15 protein-coding genes are annotated in these 16,366 nt (G+C 66.5%); 10 read left to right on the top strand and 5 right to left on the bottom strand.

Annotation, left to right across the window (positions count from 1 at the left end; translation table 11 throughout):
- Nucleotides 1-370, top strand: a 370-nt coding sequence (locus VTU_RS0111560; protein WP_010104352.1) for an enolase C-terminal domain-like protein, incomplete at its 5' end; no start/stop codon positions are given.
- A gap of 36 nt (nucleotides 371-406) precedes the next feature.
- On the opposite strand, the gene VTU_RS0111555 is transcribed toward VTU_RS0111560, so the two are convergent.
- Genes VTU_RS0111555 through VTU_RS0111540 form a run of 4 tightly spaced genes read right to left on the bottom strand, consistent with a single transcriptional unit; the run spans nucleotide 407 to nucleotide 4,201 of the window.
- Nucleotides 407-988, bottom strand: a complete 582-nt coding sequence (locus VTU_RS0111555; protein ID WP_010104351.1) for a TetR/AcrR family transcriptional regulator — start codon at nucleotides 986-988, stop codon at nucleotides 407-409.
- Nucleotides 989-1,045: 57 nt separating this feature from the next.
- A complete protein-coding gene (locus VTU_RS0111550) occupies nucleotides 1,046-2,290 on the bottom strand; it encodes a metal-dependent hydrolase family protein (RefSeq protein WP_010104350.1) in 1,245 nt (414 codons plus the stop codon).
- 32 nt (nucleotides 2,291-2,322) lie between these two features.
- On the bottom strand, nucleotides 2,323-2,823 hold the full coding sequence (locus VTU_RS0111545) for a GAF domain-containing protein (protein ID WP_010104349.1): 501 nt from the start codon (nucleotides 2,821-2,823) through the stop codon (nucleotides 2,323-2,325).
- 10 nt (nucleotides 2,824-2,833) lie between these two features.
- Nucleotides 2,834-4,201, bottom strand: coding sequence for an MFS transporter (locus tag VTU_RS0111540; RefSeq protein WP_010104347.1), 1,368 nt, complete (start codon nucleotides 4,199-4,201; stop codon nucleotides 2,834-2,836).
- 127 nt (nucleotides 4,202-4,328) lie between these two features.
- Here VTU_RS0111540 and VTU_RS34805 point away from each other — a divergent pair, with 127 nt between their 5' ends.
- The 9 genes from VTU_RS34805 to VTU_RS0111495 all read left to right on the top strand — a co-directional run bounded on the left by VTU_RS34805 (nucleotide 4,329) and on the right by VTU_RS0111495 (nucleotide 16,060).
- Complete coding sequence (locus tag VTU_RS34805) at nucleotides 4,329-4,625, top strand: LysR family transcriptional regulator (RefSeq protein ID WP_236610722.1); 297 nt, start codon at nucleotides 4,329-4,331, stop codon at nucleotides 4,623-4,625.
- Complete coding sequence (locus tag VTU_RS26965) at nucleotides 4,559-5,254, top strand: LysR substrate-binding domain-containing protein (protein WP_236610721.1); 696 nt, start codon at nucleotides 4,559-4,561, stop codon at nucleotides 5,252-5,254. Before VTU_RS34805 ends, VTU_RS26965 begins: the two co-directional genes overlap by 67 nt.
- 178 nt (nucleotides 5,255-5,432) lie before the next feature.
- Nucleotides 5,433-9,008 carry an indolepyruvate ferredoxin oxidoreductase family protein gene (locus tag VTU_RS0111530; RefSeq protein ID WP_010104346.1) on the top strand — a complete coding sequence of 1,192 codons (3,576 nt, stop codon included), beginning with the start codon at nucleotides 5,433-5,435 and terminating at the stop codon, nucleotides 9,006-9,008.
- A gap of 192 nt (nucleotides 9,009-9,200) precedes the next feature.
- On the top strand, nucleotides 9,201-13,073 hold the full coding sequence (locus VTU_RS0111525; protein ID WP_010104344.1) for a DUF3683 domain-containing protein: 3,873 nt from the start codon (nucleotides 9,201-9,203) through the stop codon (nucleotides 13,071-13,073).
- A gap of 230 nt (nucleotides 13,074-13,303) precedes the next feature.
- A complete protein-coding gene (locus VTU_RS0111520; protein WP_010104342.1) occupies nucleotides 13,304-13,951 on the top strand; it encodes an AzlC family ABC transporter permease in 648 nt (215 codons plus the stop codon).
- Between the two features lie 6 nt (nucleotides 13,952-13,957).
- Entirely contained in the window at nucleotides 13,958-14,293 is a 336-nt protein-coding gene (locus tag VTU_RS26960) for an AzlD domain-containing protein (protein WP_010104338.1), read from the top strand.
- Nucleotides 14,294-14,587: 294 nt separating this feature from the next.
- On the top strand, nucleotides 14,588-14,860 hold the full coding sequence (locus VTU_RS0111505; RefSeq protein ID WP_010104270.1) for a CopG family ribbon-helix-helix protein: 273 nt from the start codon (nucleotides 14,588-14,590) through the stop codon (nucleotides 14,858-14,860).
- Between the two features lie 5 nt (nucleotides 14,861-14,865).
- A complete protein-coding gene (locus VTU_RS0111500; RefSeq protein ID WP_438873581.1) occupies nucleotides 14,866-15,141 on the top strand; it encodes a type II toxin-antitoxin system RelE/ParE family toxin in 276 nt (91 codons plus the stop codon).
- A gap of 163 nt (nucleotides 15,142-15,304) precedes the next feature.
- A complete protein-coding gene (locus VTU_RS0111495; RefSeq protein ID WP_010104267.1) occupies nucleotides 15,305-16,060 on the top strand; it encodes an SDR family oxidoreductase in 756 nt (251 codons plus the stop codon).
- Between the two features lie 30 nt (nucleotides 16,061-16,090).
- Here the strand turns inward: VTU_RS0111495 and VTU_RS26955 are convergent.
- Nucleotides 16,091-16,366: ABC transporter permease (locus VTU_RS26955; protein WP_040892723.1), on the bottom strand; the 276-nt coding region annotated here is incomplete at its 5' end.

Raw genomic sequence — 16,366 nt, 5'->3', positions numbered from 1 at the left:
AGACCTTGAAAGGGGTGGGTATCAGCGGCTGATCGATAGTTCCACCGTGGACGTGGTCGGCGTGGATCCGGCGCGCGCCGAGGGTATTACGGGCTTTCGGGAGATCGATCGGCGCGTCGGTGCGGCGGGGCTGACGGTGAATGCACACGCCTGGAGCACGGCGATCACCACAGCGGCCAGCTTGCATCTCTCACTGGCATCGGCAAACGCTCGGCTGCTCGAACTCAAGCCCTTCCCGGTAGCCGTGCAGCAGGAGCTTGTCGCCGAACCGGTCCGGCAGATTGACGGTTTCACAAGTCCTCTGAATGGTCCGGGTCTGGGGGTAGAGGTTGACGAGGCGGTGGTACGGCGCTTGCGCTACACAGCCTGAACACCGCAATGCGGCGGTCCACGCGCCGCCAACGCCTCACAGCGCATTGACAGCGGTGTCGATGATGTCATCCAGACGCGCGGCTCGATCGGCATCGACGTGGCCGCGACCCATGACGCGCAGGCCCTGGATCGTGGCGACAAGGAAACGTGCGAGCGCAACCGGGGATTTTTCCCGGGCGATCTCGCCGCGCTGCTGACCGCGCTGCATCAGGGCGGTCAGGGCCGTTTCCAGCGTGGCGAAGTGTTCTCCGAGCATCGTGGTGACGGTGGGGTCGCGGCCGCCCATTTCGAGCGCGGTGTTCGCGACCAGGCAGCCACAGGTGTTGCCATCGCGCAGTTCCTCTTCGGCGATGCCTTGCAGCAGAACCCGCACGCGCGCCTGCGCGCTGCCGTCCTCGGCCAATAGCACGGCGTTGCGCAGGGTCTGGCCGCGGTAGCGCCGCAGGGCATGTTGAAACAGGCCGTATTTGCTTTCAAACGTGTTGTAGAGGCTGCTGCGCGACAGGCCGGTGGCGTCCACCAGATCCTGGATGGAGGTGGCGGCGTAGCCCTTTTGCCAGAACACGCGCATGGCGGTGTCGGCTGCATCGTCGGGGTGGAAATGGGGTGTGTGCATGGCAGCTGGTGTCCTGCCCCGAAAATATCATCACACGACCTCGAACGCGACCCGCGCTCACAACGCGTCGAACTCGATCACGCCCTCCTTCATGACCAGAGGGATGCGCTCGCCCTGCCCGAGCAGGCACTGGATGTCCTTGAGCGGATTGCCATCGACCACGAGCAGGTCGGCCAGCGCCCCTTCGGCGATGCGGCCCAGGCGTCCTTCCATTCCCAGGACTTCGGCGCCGACCACGGTGGCGCTGGCGATGGCCTCTGCGGCGGACAGTACCTGCGCACGCAGGCGCAGCTCGTCGCTTTGCAGCCGCTGGGAGTCGCCGAGCAAATCGGAGCCGAAGCCCATTTTCACGCCGGCCTGCTTGAAGATTTCCAGCGAGCGCAGGCCCGCCTCGCGCACCTCGGCCACCTTGGCCACGCTCTCCTTGGGCAGACCGTAGCGCGCACCCTCGGTCGCGAGCGCGTCGTAGGTCACCAGAGTGGGCACCGCGTAGGCGCCGGCCTGCGCCATCAGCGCCGCGGTCGGGGCATCGACCAGATTCCCGTGCTCGATGCTGCGCACGCCGCAGCGCACGGCGCGGGCGATCGCGCAGGCGGTGTAGGCGTGCGCCAGCACGTAGGTACCGCGCGCCCGGGCCTCGTCCACGACGGCGCGGATTTCGTCCTCGCAGTAGCCCAGCGCGCCCACCGGGTCGGTCGGTGACGCCACGCCGCCGGAGGCCATGATCTTGATCTGGTCCGCGCCCATCTGCAGCTCTTGCCGGGTGGCCTTGCGCACCGCGTCCACGCCGTCGGCGACGCGCGCCAGCGCGCCGACGCGCACACAACAGGAGCAATGCGGGTCGCCAAGGTAATCGGTGCGCGCGCGCATGTCGCCATGCCCGCCGGTCTGGCTCAGCGCGCGGCCGCTCACGAACAACCGCGGGCCCTGCGCCAGGCCCGATTGCACCGCCTGCCGGTGCGCGAAACCCGCGCCGCCGGCGTCGCGCACGGTGGTAAAGCCGCGGCGCAGCATGCTGCGCAGAATCGGCACGCTGCGCAGCGTGACCAGCACATTCGGCAGGGACATCTGGCGCGCCAGATCAAGCTCGACCGCGACCACGTGCGCGTGCAGGTCGATCATGCCGGGCATCACGGTCCTGCCCTTGACGTCGATGGTGCGCTGCGCCGCATGCGTGCGGATCGGGCGCTCCGAAACCTCTTTGAATACCCCGTTCTCGACCAGAATGTCGCGGCCCTCCTGCAGTTCGCCCAGCAGGGGGTCGAGCAGTTGGGCGTTCTTGAACAGCACGGTGGTGGTCATGGGAAGGTCCTCGGGCAGAGAAAAGTCGGTCGTCAGAGCGGGTTTGCCAAAATGGCCACGATGGCCAGCTGCGCGAGCACGCTGGCCATTTCGACGTGGTGCGGTGCGTACCAGTCTTGCTGGTGCAGCAGATTCAGTGTGCCGAGCGTCTGGCCTTGCCAGCGCAGCGGCATGTTCAGCACGCTCTGGCAGCCCAGCGACAGGATCAGCGCGTGGTCGAAGAACACCTCGCGGATGTCGTCGGCATTGCGGCCGATATAGGGCAGGCCCTGGACCATGACGCGGCGCATCCACGGCGTGTCGGTGATCGGCTTGCGGCCTTTGACCGGGTAGGCCTCGGGCATGTTGCTGTAGATCCGCTGCGATGCCTGCTCCGCGCGGTGGTGGACCAGGATCGTGAACAGCCGGTGACCGATGAGCGCCGCCGCCGCCCGGTCGATGGCCTCAAAGCTCGCGCGCGGCTGGCATGCGTCGTCGTGCGCGCGGGCCACGTCGGCCAACTGCCGGAGCATGGGGTTCTCGGGGTCTGCCATCGGGTGCTCCTCAGGAAATTTTTTCTGTCGCGATGTCTTCCAGGGAGCGCCCCCGCGTTGGCACGCCCATGATCCACACCGCGGCCGAGCCCATGAGCAACGCAGCGGTCGTGGTGCCGAAGACCCCCGCGAAACCCAGCTTCGGATAGACATAGCCCACCAGAATCGGCGCCGTGATGGCGCCGATGCGCCCGATGGCCGACGCCAGACCGGCGCCGGTTGCCCGCACCTGCGTGGGGAACACTTCCGGCGTGTACGCGTAGACCCCCGCGTAGGTGCCGTTCAGGAAGAACGACAGCAGCACGCCTGCCGCCATGATCTGCGCGTCGCCCCGGGCGAACGCCATGCCCAGCGCGGCCAGCATGCCCATGAGCATGTAGCTGACGATGGTCGCCTGGCGGCCGATCCGGTCGTTCAGCCAGGCGGCGGAAAAGTAGCCCGGAACCTGGGCCAGATACATCACCAGCGAATAACCGAAGCTCTTGGTCATGGTCATGCCGTTTTGCACCAGCAGGCTGGGAATCCAGGTAAAGAACGTGTAGTAGCTGAAGGTGATCGAAAGCCACATCAGCCACGTCATGCTGGTGGTGGGAAGGAGCCTGCGCGACAGCAGGGTCGCGTAGTTCTTCAACAGGCCGCCGCGCTCCCTGCTTGGCGGCGCGGCGGCCACGTCGTGCGGGTCCAGGGCGGGCAGCGGTTGGCCGCCACGCACGATGGCGTGCTCCATGGCGGCGACGATCGCGTCGGCCTCGGCGTTGCGCCCCTGGCTTTCGAGCCAGCGCGGCGATTCGGGCAGCACGCGGCGCCACCACAGCAGCATGAGCACCGGCGCGGCGGTGATGAGGATGACGATGCGCCAGCCGTCCTCCGACGCCGGAACGATCAGGTAGCCGAGCAGCGCGGCCGCGACGAAGCCGAACGAGAAGAACCCGGCGAGCGCGCCGGTAAAGCGGCCGCGGTAGCGGCGTGCGACGAACTCCGACAGGTAGGGCGCAATGATGACGCTCTCGGCGCCGGTGCCCAGGCCGGCGAGCACGCGCAGGACCAGGAAGCTGTTCCAGTCGTTCACCATGGCGCTGAAGAACGACGCCACGCAGTACACCGCGAGCGCCGACATCATGACCATGCGCCGCCCGATCAAGTCGCCCAGGGAGCCCGCCAGCAGGGCGCCAAAAAAGAATCCGATGAAATTCGCGCTGGCCAGCACGCCCACCTGACCGCTGTCCAGGTTCCACGCCGTGCGCAGCACCGGCAGCACAAAGGCGATGACCGCAGCGTCCATGGCGTCGAAGGTATAGCCCAGCCCGCCGATCAGCAGCAGGCGCCGGTGAAAGCCGGAAAACGGCAGGCGCTCAATGCGCGCCGAAAGGACGGTCATGCGTGTCTCCCGAAATTTCGCAGGGGGTTGGCCGATGGCATTCAACGTGCATGCTAAGGTCGAAGCGATATGGCAACAAATTTATAGTGACCATGGTGAATATCGATCGCTTGAATGGTTCTACGCGATGACGAGCTATCGCAGCACCGATCTGAATTTGCTCAAGGTGTTCGAGGCGCTGATGGCGGAGGGCAACGTCACGCGCGCGGCGCGCAAGCTGTCGCTCACCCAGCCGACCGTGAGCAACGCGCTGCGCCGTTTGCGCGTGACCTACGACGACCCCTTGTTCGTGCGCAGTGGCGCGGGCGTCAAGCCCACGCGGCGCGCGATCGACCTGTGGGGCCGCTGGCGCAGTCCTTGCAGACGATCCGCGGCACCCTGGAGGAGGGCCGCTTTGACGCGCTGCACAGCAGCGCCAGCGTGAGCATCGCCATGTCCGACTACGTGGCCAGCATCGTGGTGCCGCGGCTGACCCGCCGGTTGAGCGCGTGCGCGCCGTCGATGCGCGTGCACGCGATCCCGAACACGCTGGTCGATTTCGGCCGGGTGCTCGCGGACAACCATGCGGATTTCACGATCGGCGCGTACACCGACGAGGTGCAGCGGCCGGCGTTTCTCAAATCCCGGGCGCTGTGGTCGCCGGACTTTGTCTGCGTGATGCGCGCCAGCCATCCGCTCGGTGCGCTGAAGAAACTTTCGCTGAAGAAGTTTCTGAGCGCATGCCACATCGACGTCAGCCTGGTCGGCAAGACCCTGCCAAGCTACGACCTGTTCCTGCGCAGCCGGGGCCTGCAGCGCAATCTGGTCGTCACCGTGAACCACTACGCGGCCGCCTACGATGCCATTCGCCAATCCGACCTGATCGCCGTGCTGCCATGGTCAAAGGGCCTGGACGCACCCCGCACGGCCGGCCTGCTGCGGGTGCCCGTTCCGCTACAGGCACCGCCGCGCGTGGTCGAACTGTTCTGGCACCAGCGCCACGAAACGTCCGCGTTCCATGAGTGGATGAAAACCCTGTTGCTGGATCTGTTCCACAGCAAGCATCCGCCCTGACTTGGACCGGGCGCGGTGCCCGTGCTTGTTCCTGCGCAGCCGGGGCCTGCAGCGCAATCTGGTCATCTCCATGGCAGCGGCATACACTCGGCGCGCGCAGGTGCGGCCCCAAACGGGCTGCGCCGCAGCGCCGTGCCCACGAGGCGCGGCCCCACGAAGAACCATTGGAGACACTGCCATGAACGCGCCGTTGCCCGAACAGCTTCGCAAGGCCATCGAATCGGTGAGCCTGGAAGACAAATACACCCTGGACGCGGGCCGGGCCTTCATGAGCGGGGTGCAGGCGCTGGTGCGGCTGCCCCTGCTGCAGCGCCGGCGTGACACCCTGGCGGGCTTGAACACCGCGGGCTTCATCAGCGGCTACCGTGGCAGCCCGCTGGGCACGTATGACCAGGCGCTGTGGGCCGCGAAAAAGCATCTGGCGGCGCAGGCCATCGTCTTTCAGCCCGGCGTGAACGAGGAACTCGGCGCCACCGCCGTCTGGGGAACGCAGCAGCTGGACCTGTACCCGCAGACGAAAAAGTACGACGGCGTGTTCGGCATCTGGTACGGCAAGGGCCCCGGCGTGGACCGCTGCGCCGACGTCTTCAAGCACGCCAACATGGCGGGAACCGCGCGCCACGGCGGTGTGGTCGCGATTGCGGGCGACGACCACATCAGCAAGAGCAGCACGGCCGCGCACCAGAGCGACCATATCTTCAAGGCCTGCGGAACGCCGCTGTTCTTTCCGAGCAGCGTGCAGGACATTCTGGACATGGGCTTGCACGCTTTTGCCATGAGCCGCTTTGCGGGCCTGTGGTCGGGAATGAAGACCATCCAGGAGGTGGTCGAGTCGTCGGCCAGCGTCTGCGTGGACCCGGACCGCGTGCGCATCGTCCTGCCCGAAGACTTTGCGATGCCCCCGGGGGGCCTGCATATCCGCTGGCCCGACGCGCCGCTGGAGCAGGAGGCGCGCCTCATGGACTACAAGTGGTACGCGGCCCTGGCGTACGTGCGCGCGAACCGCTTGAACCACACCGTGATCGAGGGCCCGAACGACCGGTTCGGAATCATCGCCAGCGGCAAGGCGTACAACGACACGCGCCAGGCGCTGGCGGACCTGGGCCTGGACGACGCAAGCTGCCGCCGGCTCGGAATCCGCGTGCACAAGGTGAACGTGGTCTGGCCGCTGGAAGCGAGCATCACGCGCGCCTTTGCGCAGGGCCTGCAGGAGATCCTGGTCGTCGAGGAAAAGCGCCAGGTCATCGAATACCAGCTCAAGGAGGAGCTCTACAACTGGCGCGCCGACGTGCGCCCCAACGTGCTGGGCAAGTTCGATGAGCCCGAAGGCGACGCCACGGGCGGCGAATGGAGCATGCCCAACCCGAGCCGCAACTGGCTGCTGCGCGCCAAGGCCGACCTCACGCCCGCGATCATCGCCCGGGCGATCGCCCGGCGCCTGAAAAAGCTCGGCGTGGACGGCGACGCCAACGCGCGCATGGACGCGCGCCTGGCCACCATCGAGGCCAGCGAGCGCGCGCTCGCCGGGCTGGAGGCCGGTGGCGAGCGCATGCCCTGGTTTTGCAGCGGCTGCCCGCACAACACCAGCACCCGCGTTCCCGAAGGCTCGCGCGCCGTGGCCGGAATCGGCTGCCACTACATGGCCAGCTGGATGCCGGGGCGCAACACCTCGACCTTCACGCAGATGGGCGGCGAGGGCGTGACCTGGGTCGGCCAGCAGCCCTTCAGCAGCGAGCGGCACATCTTCGCCAACCTGGGCGACGGCACCTACTTTCACAGCGGCCTGCTGGCCATCCGCCAGAGCATTGCCGCGGGCGTGAACATCACCTACAAGCTGCTCTACAACGATGCCGTGGCGATGACCGGCGGCCAGCCGGTGGGCGAGCGCCCCGAAGGCCATTCGGTGCTGCAGATCATGAACACCCTCCAGTCCGAGGGCGTGGTCCGGCTGGTCATCGTCACCGACGATCCGCACAAGTACGCCGGCGCGGCGCTGGCCAAGGGCGTGAGCGTGCAGCACCGCGACGCGCTCGACGCCATCCAGCGCCAGCTGCGCGAGATCGCGGGCTGTAGCGTCATCATCTACGACCAGACCTGCGCCACCGAAAAACGCCGCCGCCGCAAGCGCGCAACGCTGGCCACGCCGCAGCGGACGGTGCTCATCAACGAGCTGGTGTGCGAGGGCTGCGGCGACTGCGCGGTCGCGTCCAACTGCCTGTCGGTCGAGCCCGTGGAGACCGAATTCGGCCGCAAGCGGCGCATCAACCAGAGCAGCTGCAACAAGGACTACGCCTGCATCAACGGCTTTTGCCCGAGCTTTGTGACGGTGGAAGGCGGCCAGCTGAAGAAGCCCCGGCGGGAAGCAAGGGGCGACCTGTCGGCGCTGCCTCCGCTGCCCGAGCCCGTTCTTCCCGGGGTCGAAAGCGTCTGGGGAATCGTCGTCGGCGGCGTGGGCGGAACGGGCGTGATCACCATCGGCGCGCTGCTCGGCATGGCGGCGCACCTCGACGGCAAGGGGGTGGTCACGCAGGACGCGGGCGGCCTGGCGCAAAAGGGCGGCGCCACCTGGAGCCACGTACAGATCGCCGGGCGGCCCGACGCCATCTACAGCACCAAGGTCGATACCGCGAAGGCCGACCTGGTTCTCGGCTGCGACGCCATCGTCGCTGCGCACCCGCACACCTTGAGCGTGCTGCAGCCGGGCCGCAGCTTCGTCGCGCTGAACACGCACGCCACGCCCACGGCGGCGGTTCTGGCCGACCCCGACTGGCAGTTCCCGGCCGCCGCCTGCGGCAGTGCCCTGGCCGCCGCCGCGGGCGCGGACAGCGTGGGCGGCTTCGACGCCGAGCAGGTGGCCACGCAGCTGCTGGGCGACAGCATCTACACCAACCCGCTGCTGCTCGGCTACGCCTGGCAAAAGGGCCGCGTTCCGCTGACGCTGGCGGCGCTGATGCGCGCCATGGAGCTCAACGGCGTGCAGGTGCAGAACAACCAGGCCGCGTTCGAGTGGGGCCGCCGCTGCGCGCACGATCTGGCCGCAGTGCAGGCCCTGTGGCAGAGCGCGCAGCAGCGCATCGAGATCGTCAAAAAGCCCGCGCTCTCCGAGATGCTGGGCCGGCGCGTGGAGTTCCTCTGCGGCTACCAGAATGCGGCCTACGCGGCCGAGTACCGGGCCTTCGTCGAAAAGGTCCAGGCCGTCGAGGCTCGGCTCGGCTGCGGCACCCGGCTGGCCGAGGCCGTTGCGCGCTACCTGTTCAAGCTCATGGCGTACAAGGACGAGTACGAGGTGGCCCGGCTGCACACCGACCGGGCGTTTGCGCAGCGGATTGCCAGCCTGTTCGATGGCAACTACCAAGTGGTGCACCATCTGGCGCCGCCGCTGATCGCCAGGAAGAACGCGCGTGGGGAACTCGTCAAACGCCCGTTCGGCCCCTGGATGCACGGCGCCCTGGGCCTGCTCGCCAAGTTCAAGGGGCTGCGCGCAACGGCGTTCGACGTTTTCGGCCACACCGAGGAGCGCCGCCGGGAGCGCGCGCTGATCGGGGAATACCGCGCCTGCGTCGAGGAACTGTTGGCCCGGTTGAACGCGGACAACCTGGCGCTGGCCGTGGAGATTGCCCGCGTTCCCGAAGCGATTCGCGGCTATGGCCATGTGAAGGCGCGCAACATGCAGGCGGCGCGCGCCCACGGGGACGGCCTGATGGCCCGCTGGCGTGCGCAACAGGCGGCCGTGCCCGAGCGCCAGGCGGCATGAAAATCCCCCGGGCCCGTGCCTGGACACCCGGCAGACGCCGCCCCGGCAAAGGCACTCGCGCGCGGGCTGGTGGCCCGGGGAAGGTCCGGTGCATGCGCTGCGGGGCGCGCGCGGCGCGGGGGACAACTGACATAGAATCGCGCCCCCGAACCCCCCAGACCCGGCGCGCGGCGTCCATTCCGAGTAGCCCCCATGAATCTTCCGATTGCCTTGCCGGCGCAACCCGCCGAGCCTGTGCGGCTGCGCGAAATTCCCTATAACTACACCTCGTTTTCCGACCGGGAGATCGTCATCCGCCTGCTCGGGGCCGCGGCCTGGGAACTGCTCGACCAACTGCGCGCCGAGCGCCGCACGGGGCGCTCGGCGCGCATGCTGTACGAGGTGCTGGGCGATATCTGGGTGGTGCAACGCAACCCGTATCTGCAGGACGACCTGCTGGACAACCCCGCGCGCCGCAGGCTGCTGGTCGATGCCCTCGCGCACCGCCTGGGTGAAATCGACAAGCGCCGCACCCCCGACGCCGACGTGGAGCGCGACCGGCTGGTGGGCGAGCTGGTCGTCGTGGCGCGCCGCGCCGTGGCCGAGTTCGACGCCAGCTTCGGGCAGGCGGCCCAGCTGCGCCGCCAGATCCGGAAAACCCTGGGGCGCCTGACGGCCCGGGAGAACATCAAGTTCGACGGCCTCTCGCGCGTGAGCCACGTGACCGACGCGACCGACTGGCGCGTGGAATACCCCTTCGTGGTGCTCACCCCCGACACCGAGGCCGAGATGGCGGGCCTGGTCAGGGGCTGCACGGAGCTGGAGCTGACCATCATCGCGCGCGGCGGCGGCACGGGCTACACCGGCGGCGCCATTCCGCTGAGCAGCAGGAGCGCGGTCATCAACACCGAAAAGCTCGAGGCCATGACCGAGGTGGAAATGCGCCGCCTGCCGGGCCTGGAGCACGAGGTCGGCACCGTCTGGACCGAGGCCGGCGTGGTCACCCAGCGTGTGGCCGACGCGGCCGAGCGCGCGGGCTTCGTCTTTGCCGTGGACCCGACGAGCGCCGAAGCCTCGTGCATCGGCGGCAACATCGCCATGAACGCGGGCGGCAAGAAGGCCGTGCTGTGGGGCACGGCGCTCGACAACCTGGTGAGCTGGCGCATGGTGACGCCCGACGCGCAGTGGCTCGAGGTCACGCGCCTGGAGCACAACCTGGGCAAGATTCATGACGCCGATCTGGCCCGCTTTGAACTGCAATATTTCGAGGCCGACGGCCGCACGCCGGTGCGCACCGAGCACCTGGAGATTCCGGGCAAGGCCTTCCGCAAGGAGGGCCTGGGCAAGGACGTGACGGACAAGTTCCTCTGCGGCCTGCCCGGAATCCAGAAGGAGGGCTGCGACGGCATCATCACCAGCGCGCGCTGGGTGGTGCACCGCATGCCCGGGCATACGCGCACCGTGTGCCTGGAGTTCTTTGGCCAGGCGCGGGACGCGGTGCCGAGCATCGTCGAGATCAAGGACTTCATGTTCGCCGAGCAAAAGCGCTCGGGCGTGCTGCTCGCCGGGCTGGAGCACCTGGACGAACGCTATCTGAAGGCCGTGGGCTACGCCACCAAGAGCCGCAAGCACGGCGGCGGCCTGCCCAAGATGGTGCTGTTCGGCGACATCGCGGGCGACGACGCGAACGCCGTGGCGCGCGTGGCCAGCGAGGTCGTGCGCATCGCCAACTCGCGCAGTGGCGAGGGCTTCGTCGCCATCAGCCCCGAGGCGCGCAAGAAATTCTGGCTCGACCGCAAGCGCACGGCGGCCATCAGCCGCCACACCAACGCCTTCAAGATCAACGAGGACGTGGTGATCCCGCTGCCGCGCATGGCCGAGTACACCGACGGCATCGAGCGCATCAACATCGAACTGAGCCTGCGCAACAAGATCGCACTGTGCGACGCGCTCGCCGACTTCCTCGCGCGCGGCCAGCTGCCGCTGGGCCGGCAGGACGACGCCAGCGAGATCCCTTCGGCCGAACTGCTCGAAGACCGCGTGGCGCAGGCGCAGGCGCTCGTCTGCGGGGTGCGCGCGCTGTGGGCGGGGTGGTTGCAGGACGTCGAGGCGCTGTTCCCGCAGTTGCAGGACCACCGCCTGCGCGCGAGCTGGAAGACCCAGCTGCTCGCGCCGCTGCAAGACATTTTCTCCGGCGCCGCGCTCCAGCCCATCCTGCAAGAGGCTGCGGCCATCCACCGGCGCGTGCTCAAGGGCCGCGTGTGGGCGGCGCTGCACATGCACGCCGGGGACGGGAACGTGCACACCAACCTGCCGGTGAACAGCGACGATTACGAAATGCTGCAAACCGCGCACCGCGCGGTGGAACGCATCATGGCGCTGGCGCGCAGCCTCGGCGGCGTGATCTCGGGCGAGCATGGCATCGGCATCACCAAGCTCCAATTCCTGAGCGACGAAGAACTGCGCCCGTTTGCGCAGTACAAGCAGAAGGTGGACCCGCAGGGCCGCTTCAACCAGGGCAAGCTGCTGCGCAATCCGCAGCCGCACGCCCAGCCCGTGCTGCACGCCGACCTGCGCAACGCCTACACGCCGAGCTTTGGCCTCATGGGCCATGAGTCGCTGATCATGCAGCAAAGCGATATCGGCGCGATTGCCGAATCGATCAAGGACTGCCTGCGCTGCGGCAAGTGCAAGCCGGTATGCGCCACGCACGTGCCGCGCGCCAACCTGCTGTACAGCCCGCGCGACAAGATCCTGGCCACCTCGCTGCTGATCGAAGCCTTCCTCTACGAAGAGCAGACGCGCCGCGGCGTGAGCATCCAGCACTGGCAGGAATTCGAGGACGTGGCCGACCACTGCACGGTGTGCCACAAATGCGAAAGCCCCTGCCCGGTGAAGATCGACTTTGGCGAGGTCACCATGAACATGCGCAACCTGCTGCGCAAGATGGGCAAAAAAAGCTTCCGGCCGGGCAACGCGCTGGCCATGGCGCTGCTCAACACCACGCGCCCGGAGAGCATCCGCTTCATGCGCTCGGCGCTGGTGAACCTGGGCTTCAAGGCCCAGCGCATGGCCGTGGACCTGCTGCGCAAGTTCGGCCGCAGGCAGACCGCCAGGCCACCCGCCACGGTGGGCACGGCGCCGCTCAAGGAGCAGGTGATCCACTTCGTGAACAAAAAGCTCCCCGGCGGCCTGCCCAAGAAGACCGCGCGCGCGCTGCTGGACATCGAGGACAAGAGCCACGTCCCGATCATCCGCGACCCGCGGGCCACCACGGCCGAGACCGAAGCGGTGTTCTATTTCCCCGGCTGCGGCTCGGAGCGCCTGTTCAGCCAGGTGGGCCTGGCCACGCAGGCCATGCTCTGGCACGCCGGCGTGCAAACCGTGCTGCCGCCCGGTTATCTGTGCTGCGGCTACCCGCAGCGCGGCAGCGGTCAGTTCGACCGGGCCGAGAAGATGATCACCGACAACCGGGTGCTCTTCCACCGTGTGGCGAACACGCTCAACTACCTGGACATCAAGACCGTGCTGGTGAGCTGCGGCACCTGCTACGACCAGCTCCAGGGCTACGAATTCGACAAGATATTCCCGGGCAGCCGCACCATCGACATCCACGAATACCTGCTGGAAAAAGGCATCCGCTTGCCGGGCCAGGGGGGCGCTTATCTGTACCACGAGCCCTGCCACAACCCCATGCAGTTGCAGGATTCGCTGAAGACGGTGCAGGCGCTGGTGGGCGGGCAGGTGCTCCGGAGCGAGCGCTGCTGCGGCGAATCCGGCACGCTGGGCGTGACGCGGCCCGACGTGGCGACCCAGGTGCGCTTTCGCAAGGAAGAGGAAATCCGCAAGGGCGAGTCCCAGCTGCGCGCCAGCGGCGCCTTGGGCGCGCAGGACAACGTGAAAATCCTCACCAGCTGCCCCAGCTGCCTGCAGGGCCTGAACCGCTACCAGGACGACCTGCAAAACGGCCTGCTTGAAGCCGACTACATCGTGGTCGAGATGGCGCGCCAGATCCTTGGCGAAAACTGGCTGCCCGACTACGTGCAGCGCGCCAACGCCGGGGGCATTGAGCGGGTGCTGGTCTGATGTCCGTTGCCGCGGAACGCTGAACAACCGCGGCATGGGCAAGGGCCCGACGCGGTGGTTTGCCATGCGCTAGACTGCGCGCCCAAAGCAGGAGAGCCCGTGCATGAACCTGAGCTACCTTGATCCCAAGATCGACCTGGTCTTCACTTCAAGCGCGTCCTTGTGTGGCCGTAGCCTCTGATCACCGCCGCGCGGCCTTTCTGCGGGGATGCGCCAGTTCGGCGCCCGTTGTGCTGTCGTTCCTGCTGATGTTTTCCTCCTTCGGAGCGCTTGCGCTGGAAAAGGGGGTGAGCACTTGGCACGCGACCGCAATGACCTTATTGGTTTTTGCGGCGCCACTGCAATTATTCGTGGTGCAAAATCTTCATGTATCCGCTGTCGCCATCGCCGTTGCCGCGGTGATCACCAATTTTCGTTTCTTCATCATGGCGTCGGCCCTGCACGTCCGGTTCGGACGGATTTCGCTGGGGAAGATGTTCCTGTCGTCGATGGTGCTGTCGGCTTCTACCTTCGCCGTGTCCAAGGGGCAAACGTCAGACTCCGAGGAAGATGCCCTGTATTATTATCTCGGCGTGGGCAGTATGGGCTTGGGGTCGGCACTTGCAGGGACCCTGATTGGCAGTTTATTATTGTCTCTCGTGGACAGCCAGTGGCTCAAGGTGCTCGCGGGAATCATCATGCCCTTGCATTTTACGGCGCTCACTGCACTGCAATGGCCGGCGCTGAAACCGATCCTGATGACGGCCTTGGGTTTCTTGCTGACGCCGATTGCCATGCATTGGCTTGGTTCTTGGCAAGCCATCGTTCTTCCACTCGGTTTGGCCGCCATCTTCGTGGCCTGCGAGGTCAGATTTGAAAAACAGGGGCAGCGGCGCTGACAAGCAATGGACGTATGGATTGCGATTCTGGTCAGTGGGGGCGTATCCTGGCTGCTGCGGGTTGCGCCCTTTCTATTGCTGCGCCGGATCAAGTTGGACATCAGCGGGCCCGCGGTGCGCTTCTTCAACTACGCATCTGCGATCGTGATGGGTGGAATCATCTACGGATCACTCTATGGAACGCGTGACGACCTATTCTTCGGGCACATTATTTTTGAAGACCTGTTGAAGCTTATCGTGGTTTTTCTGTCTTTTGTCATTACCCTGTGGAGTCGAAAACCCAACTTGGCGCTTTTGATCTGTTTGCCAAGCTATCTGCTGATTTTGTCGCTGTTTCGATAGGGGGTGTTGTTGCTCGAATCGCGCCTGCGCGAACTGGGTGGGCGCTTTGAAAATGCCTCCAACTGGGCCCGTTTTGCCGTTCGGGATGGCGCCTTGGTCACAGGGCAAGATCCCACTTGAGCACCCGGAGTGACCGCAGCCAAGGCGCCAAGCCCCATACGGCCAGCGCCAGCAGGGAAAAAGGTTCGATGCATCGAACCACTGCCATGCTGCGCAACAATCCGGAAAGGGTGGAATCGGGTGCGGAAATGAGCTACATTATCACCAGGTATTACTGTGTGATAAAGGCTCACCATGGCAACGTCCCTCAAGATTGACGACACACTCAAAGGTCGCGTTCAGCACCTCGCCAGCCAACGTCGCCGCTCGCCCCACTGGATCATGCTTGAAGCGATCGAACAGTACGTCGATCGTGAGGAAGCGCGCGAGCGCTTCAAACAAGAAGCCTTGGCGTCTTGGACGGCCTATCAGGAAACCGGCCAGCACCTGACCGGGCATGAAGTCCGCACTTGGCTGAACACCTGGGGCACTGATGGCGAAAGGGTGGTGCCCGAGTGCCACAAGTAATCGCCGTGGAAGGTGCCGCGCAGGGCCTGGAGCGATGCCGGCGGTTTCTGGCCGTCAAGGCCCCGCAAGCTGCCAGGCGGGCTGGCCTGACCATTGACAAGCAGTTCCTGCTGCTGGAATCGGCCCCTGACGTGGGCCGACCGTTCCCGCAGGCACCAGAACTGCGCGAGTTGGTGATTGCCTTCGGGGATTCCGGCTATGTGGCCTTGTACCGCCATGATCCAGTCGATGATGCGGTGTACGTTCTGGCCTTCCGACACCAAAAAGAGGCGGGCTACTGATCGGGGAAGCGATCCAGCATGGACGGCAAGTCATCCTGGCTTTCAGCGTTGGCGGCGCTCCGGAATCAGCCGCGCATCGGGCAATCGACCTCCGCGCGGCAATCGTGGATACTCCCTCCGGCCGCCCCCAGGGCGGCTTGCCAAAAACATTGAGGAGACAAAATTGACCCAAAGACTCGCCGGCAAAACCGCATTCGTCACCGCCGCTGGCCAAGGCATTGGCCGCGCCTGCGCGCTGGCCTTTGCCGCCGAAGGTGCCCAGGTCTGGGCCACCGACGTTGATGAAAAGCTGCTCGAGGGCTACGCCGGCGTTCCCAACGTCAGCACGCGCAGGCTCGACGCGCTCGACGACGCGGCCATCAGCGCCCGCGCCAAGGAAGTGGGGACCATCCAGGTGCTGCTCAACTGCACCGGCTTTGTCCACCACGGGACGGCGCTGGACGCGAGCGACGAGGAATGGGACCTGGCCTTCCGGCTGAATGTGCGCGCGCAATGGAAAATGGCCCAGGCCTTTCTGCCCGCCATGCTGGAGAACCACGCCAGGACCGGCGCGTCCGGTTCGATCATCAACATCGCTTCGATCGCTTCGTCGATCCGCGGCCTGCCGATGCGCTTTGTCTACGGCGCGTCGAAGGCGGCGGTGATCGGCATGACCAAGGCGATCGCCGCCGACTTCGTCACCCGGGGCATCCGCTGCAATGCGCTGTGCCCGGGGACGGTGGACACGCCCTCGCTGGCCGAGCGCATCAATGCCTTTGCCGATCCGGTGCAGGCGCGCAAGGACTTCATCGCGCGCCAGCCCATGGGCCGGCTGGCCACGGCGCAGGAGATCGCGCCGCTGGCGGTGTTCCTGGCGTCCGACGAATCGGCGTTTTGCACCGGCAATGCCTATGCGTGCGACGGGGGAATGACGATCTGAGCGGGGCAGCCAGTCTGCAAACGCCCGCGCCTATCCCGGCAGGACCATGCGGTGGCGGATCTGGTCTGCCACCACGGCGACGATCAGCAGCGCGCCGAGAACGACCATTTGCAGGTACGAGCCGACGTTCGCGAGGTTCATGCCGTTTTGCACCAGCCCGATGAAGATGGCGCCGAGCACCACGTTGGACACACGGCCGATTCCGCCGCGCAGGCTCACGCCGGCGATCACGCAGGCGGCGATGGATTCCAGGGCGACGCTGCTGCCCAGATTCGCCTCGCCCGTCTCGACGCGCGCCGTCAGCAG

The organism is Verminephrobacter aporrectodeae subsp. tuberculatae At4 (assembly GCF_000193225.1).
Classification (GTDB): domain Bacteria; phylum Pseudomonadota; class Gammaproteobacteria; order Burkholderiales; family Burkholderiaceae_C; genus Acidovorax; species Acidovorax aporrectodeae.
Note: the sequence above shows the minus strand (reverse complement) of the source record. Positions and strands in the feature narration are given on the sequence as shown.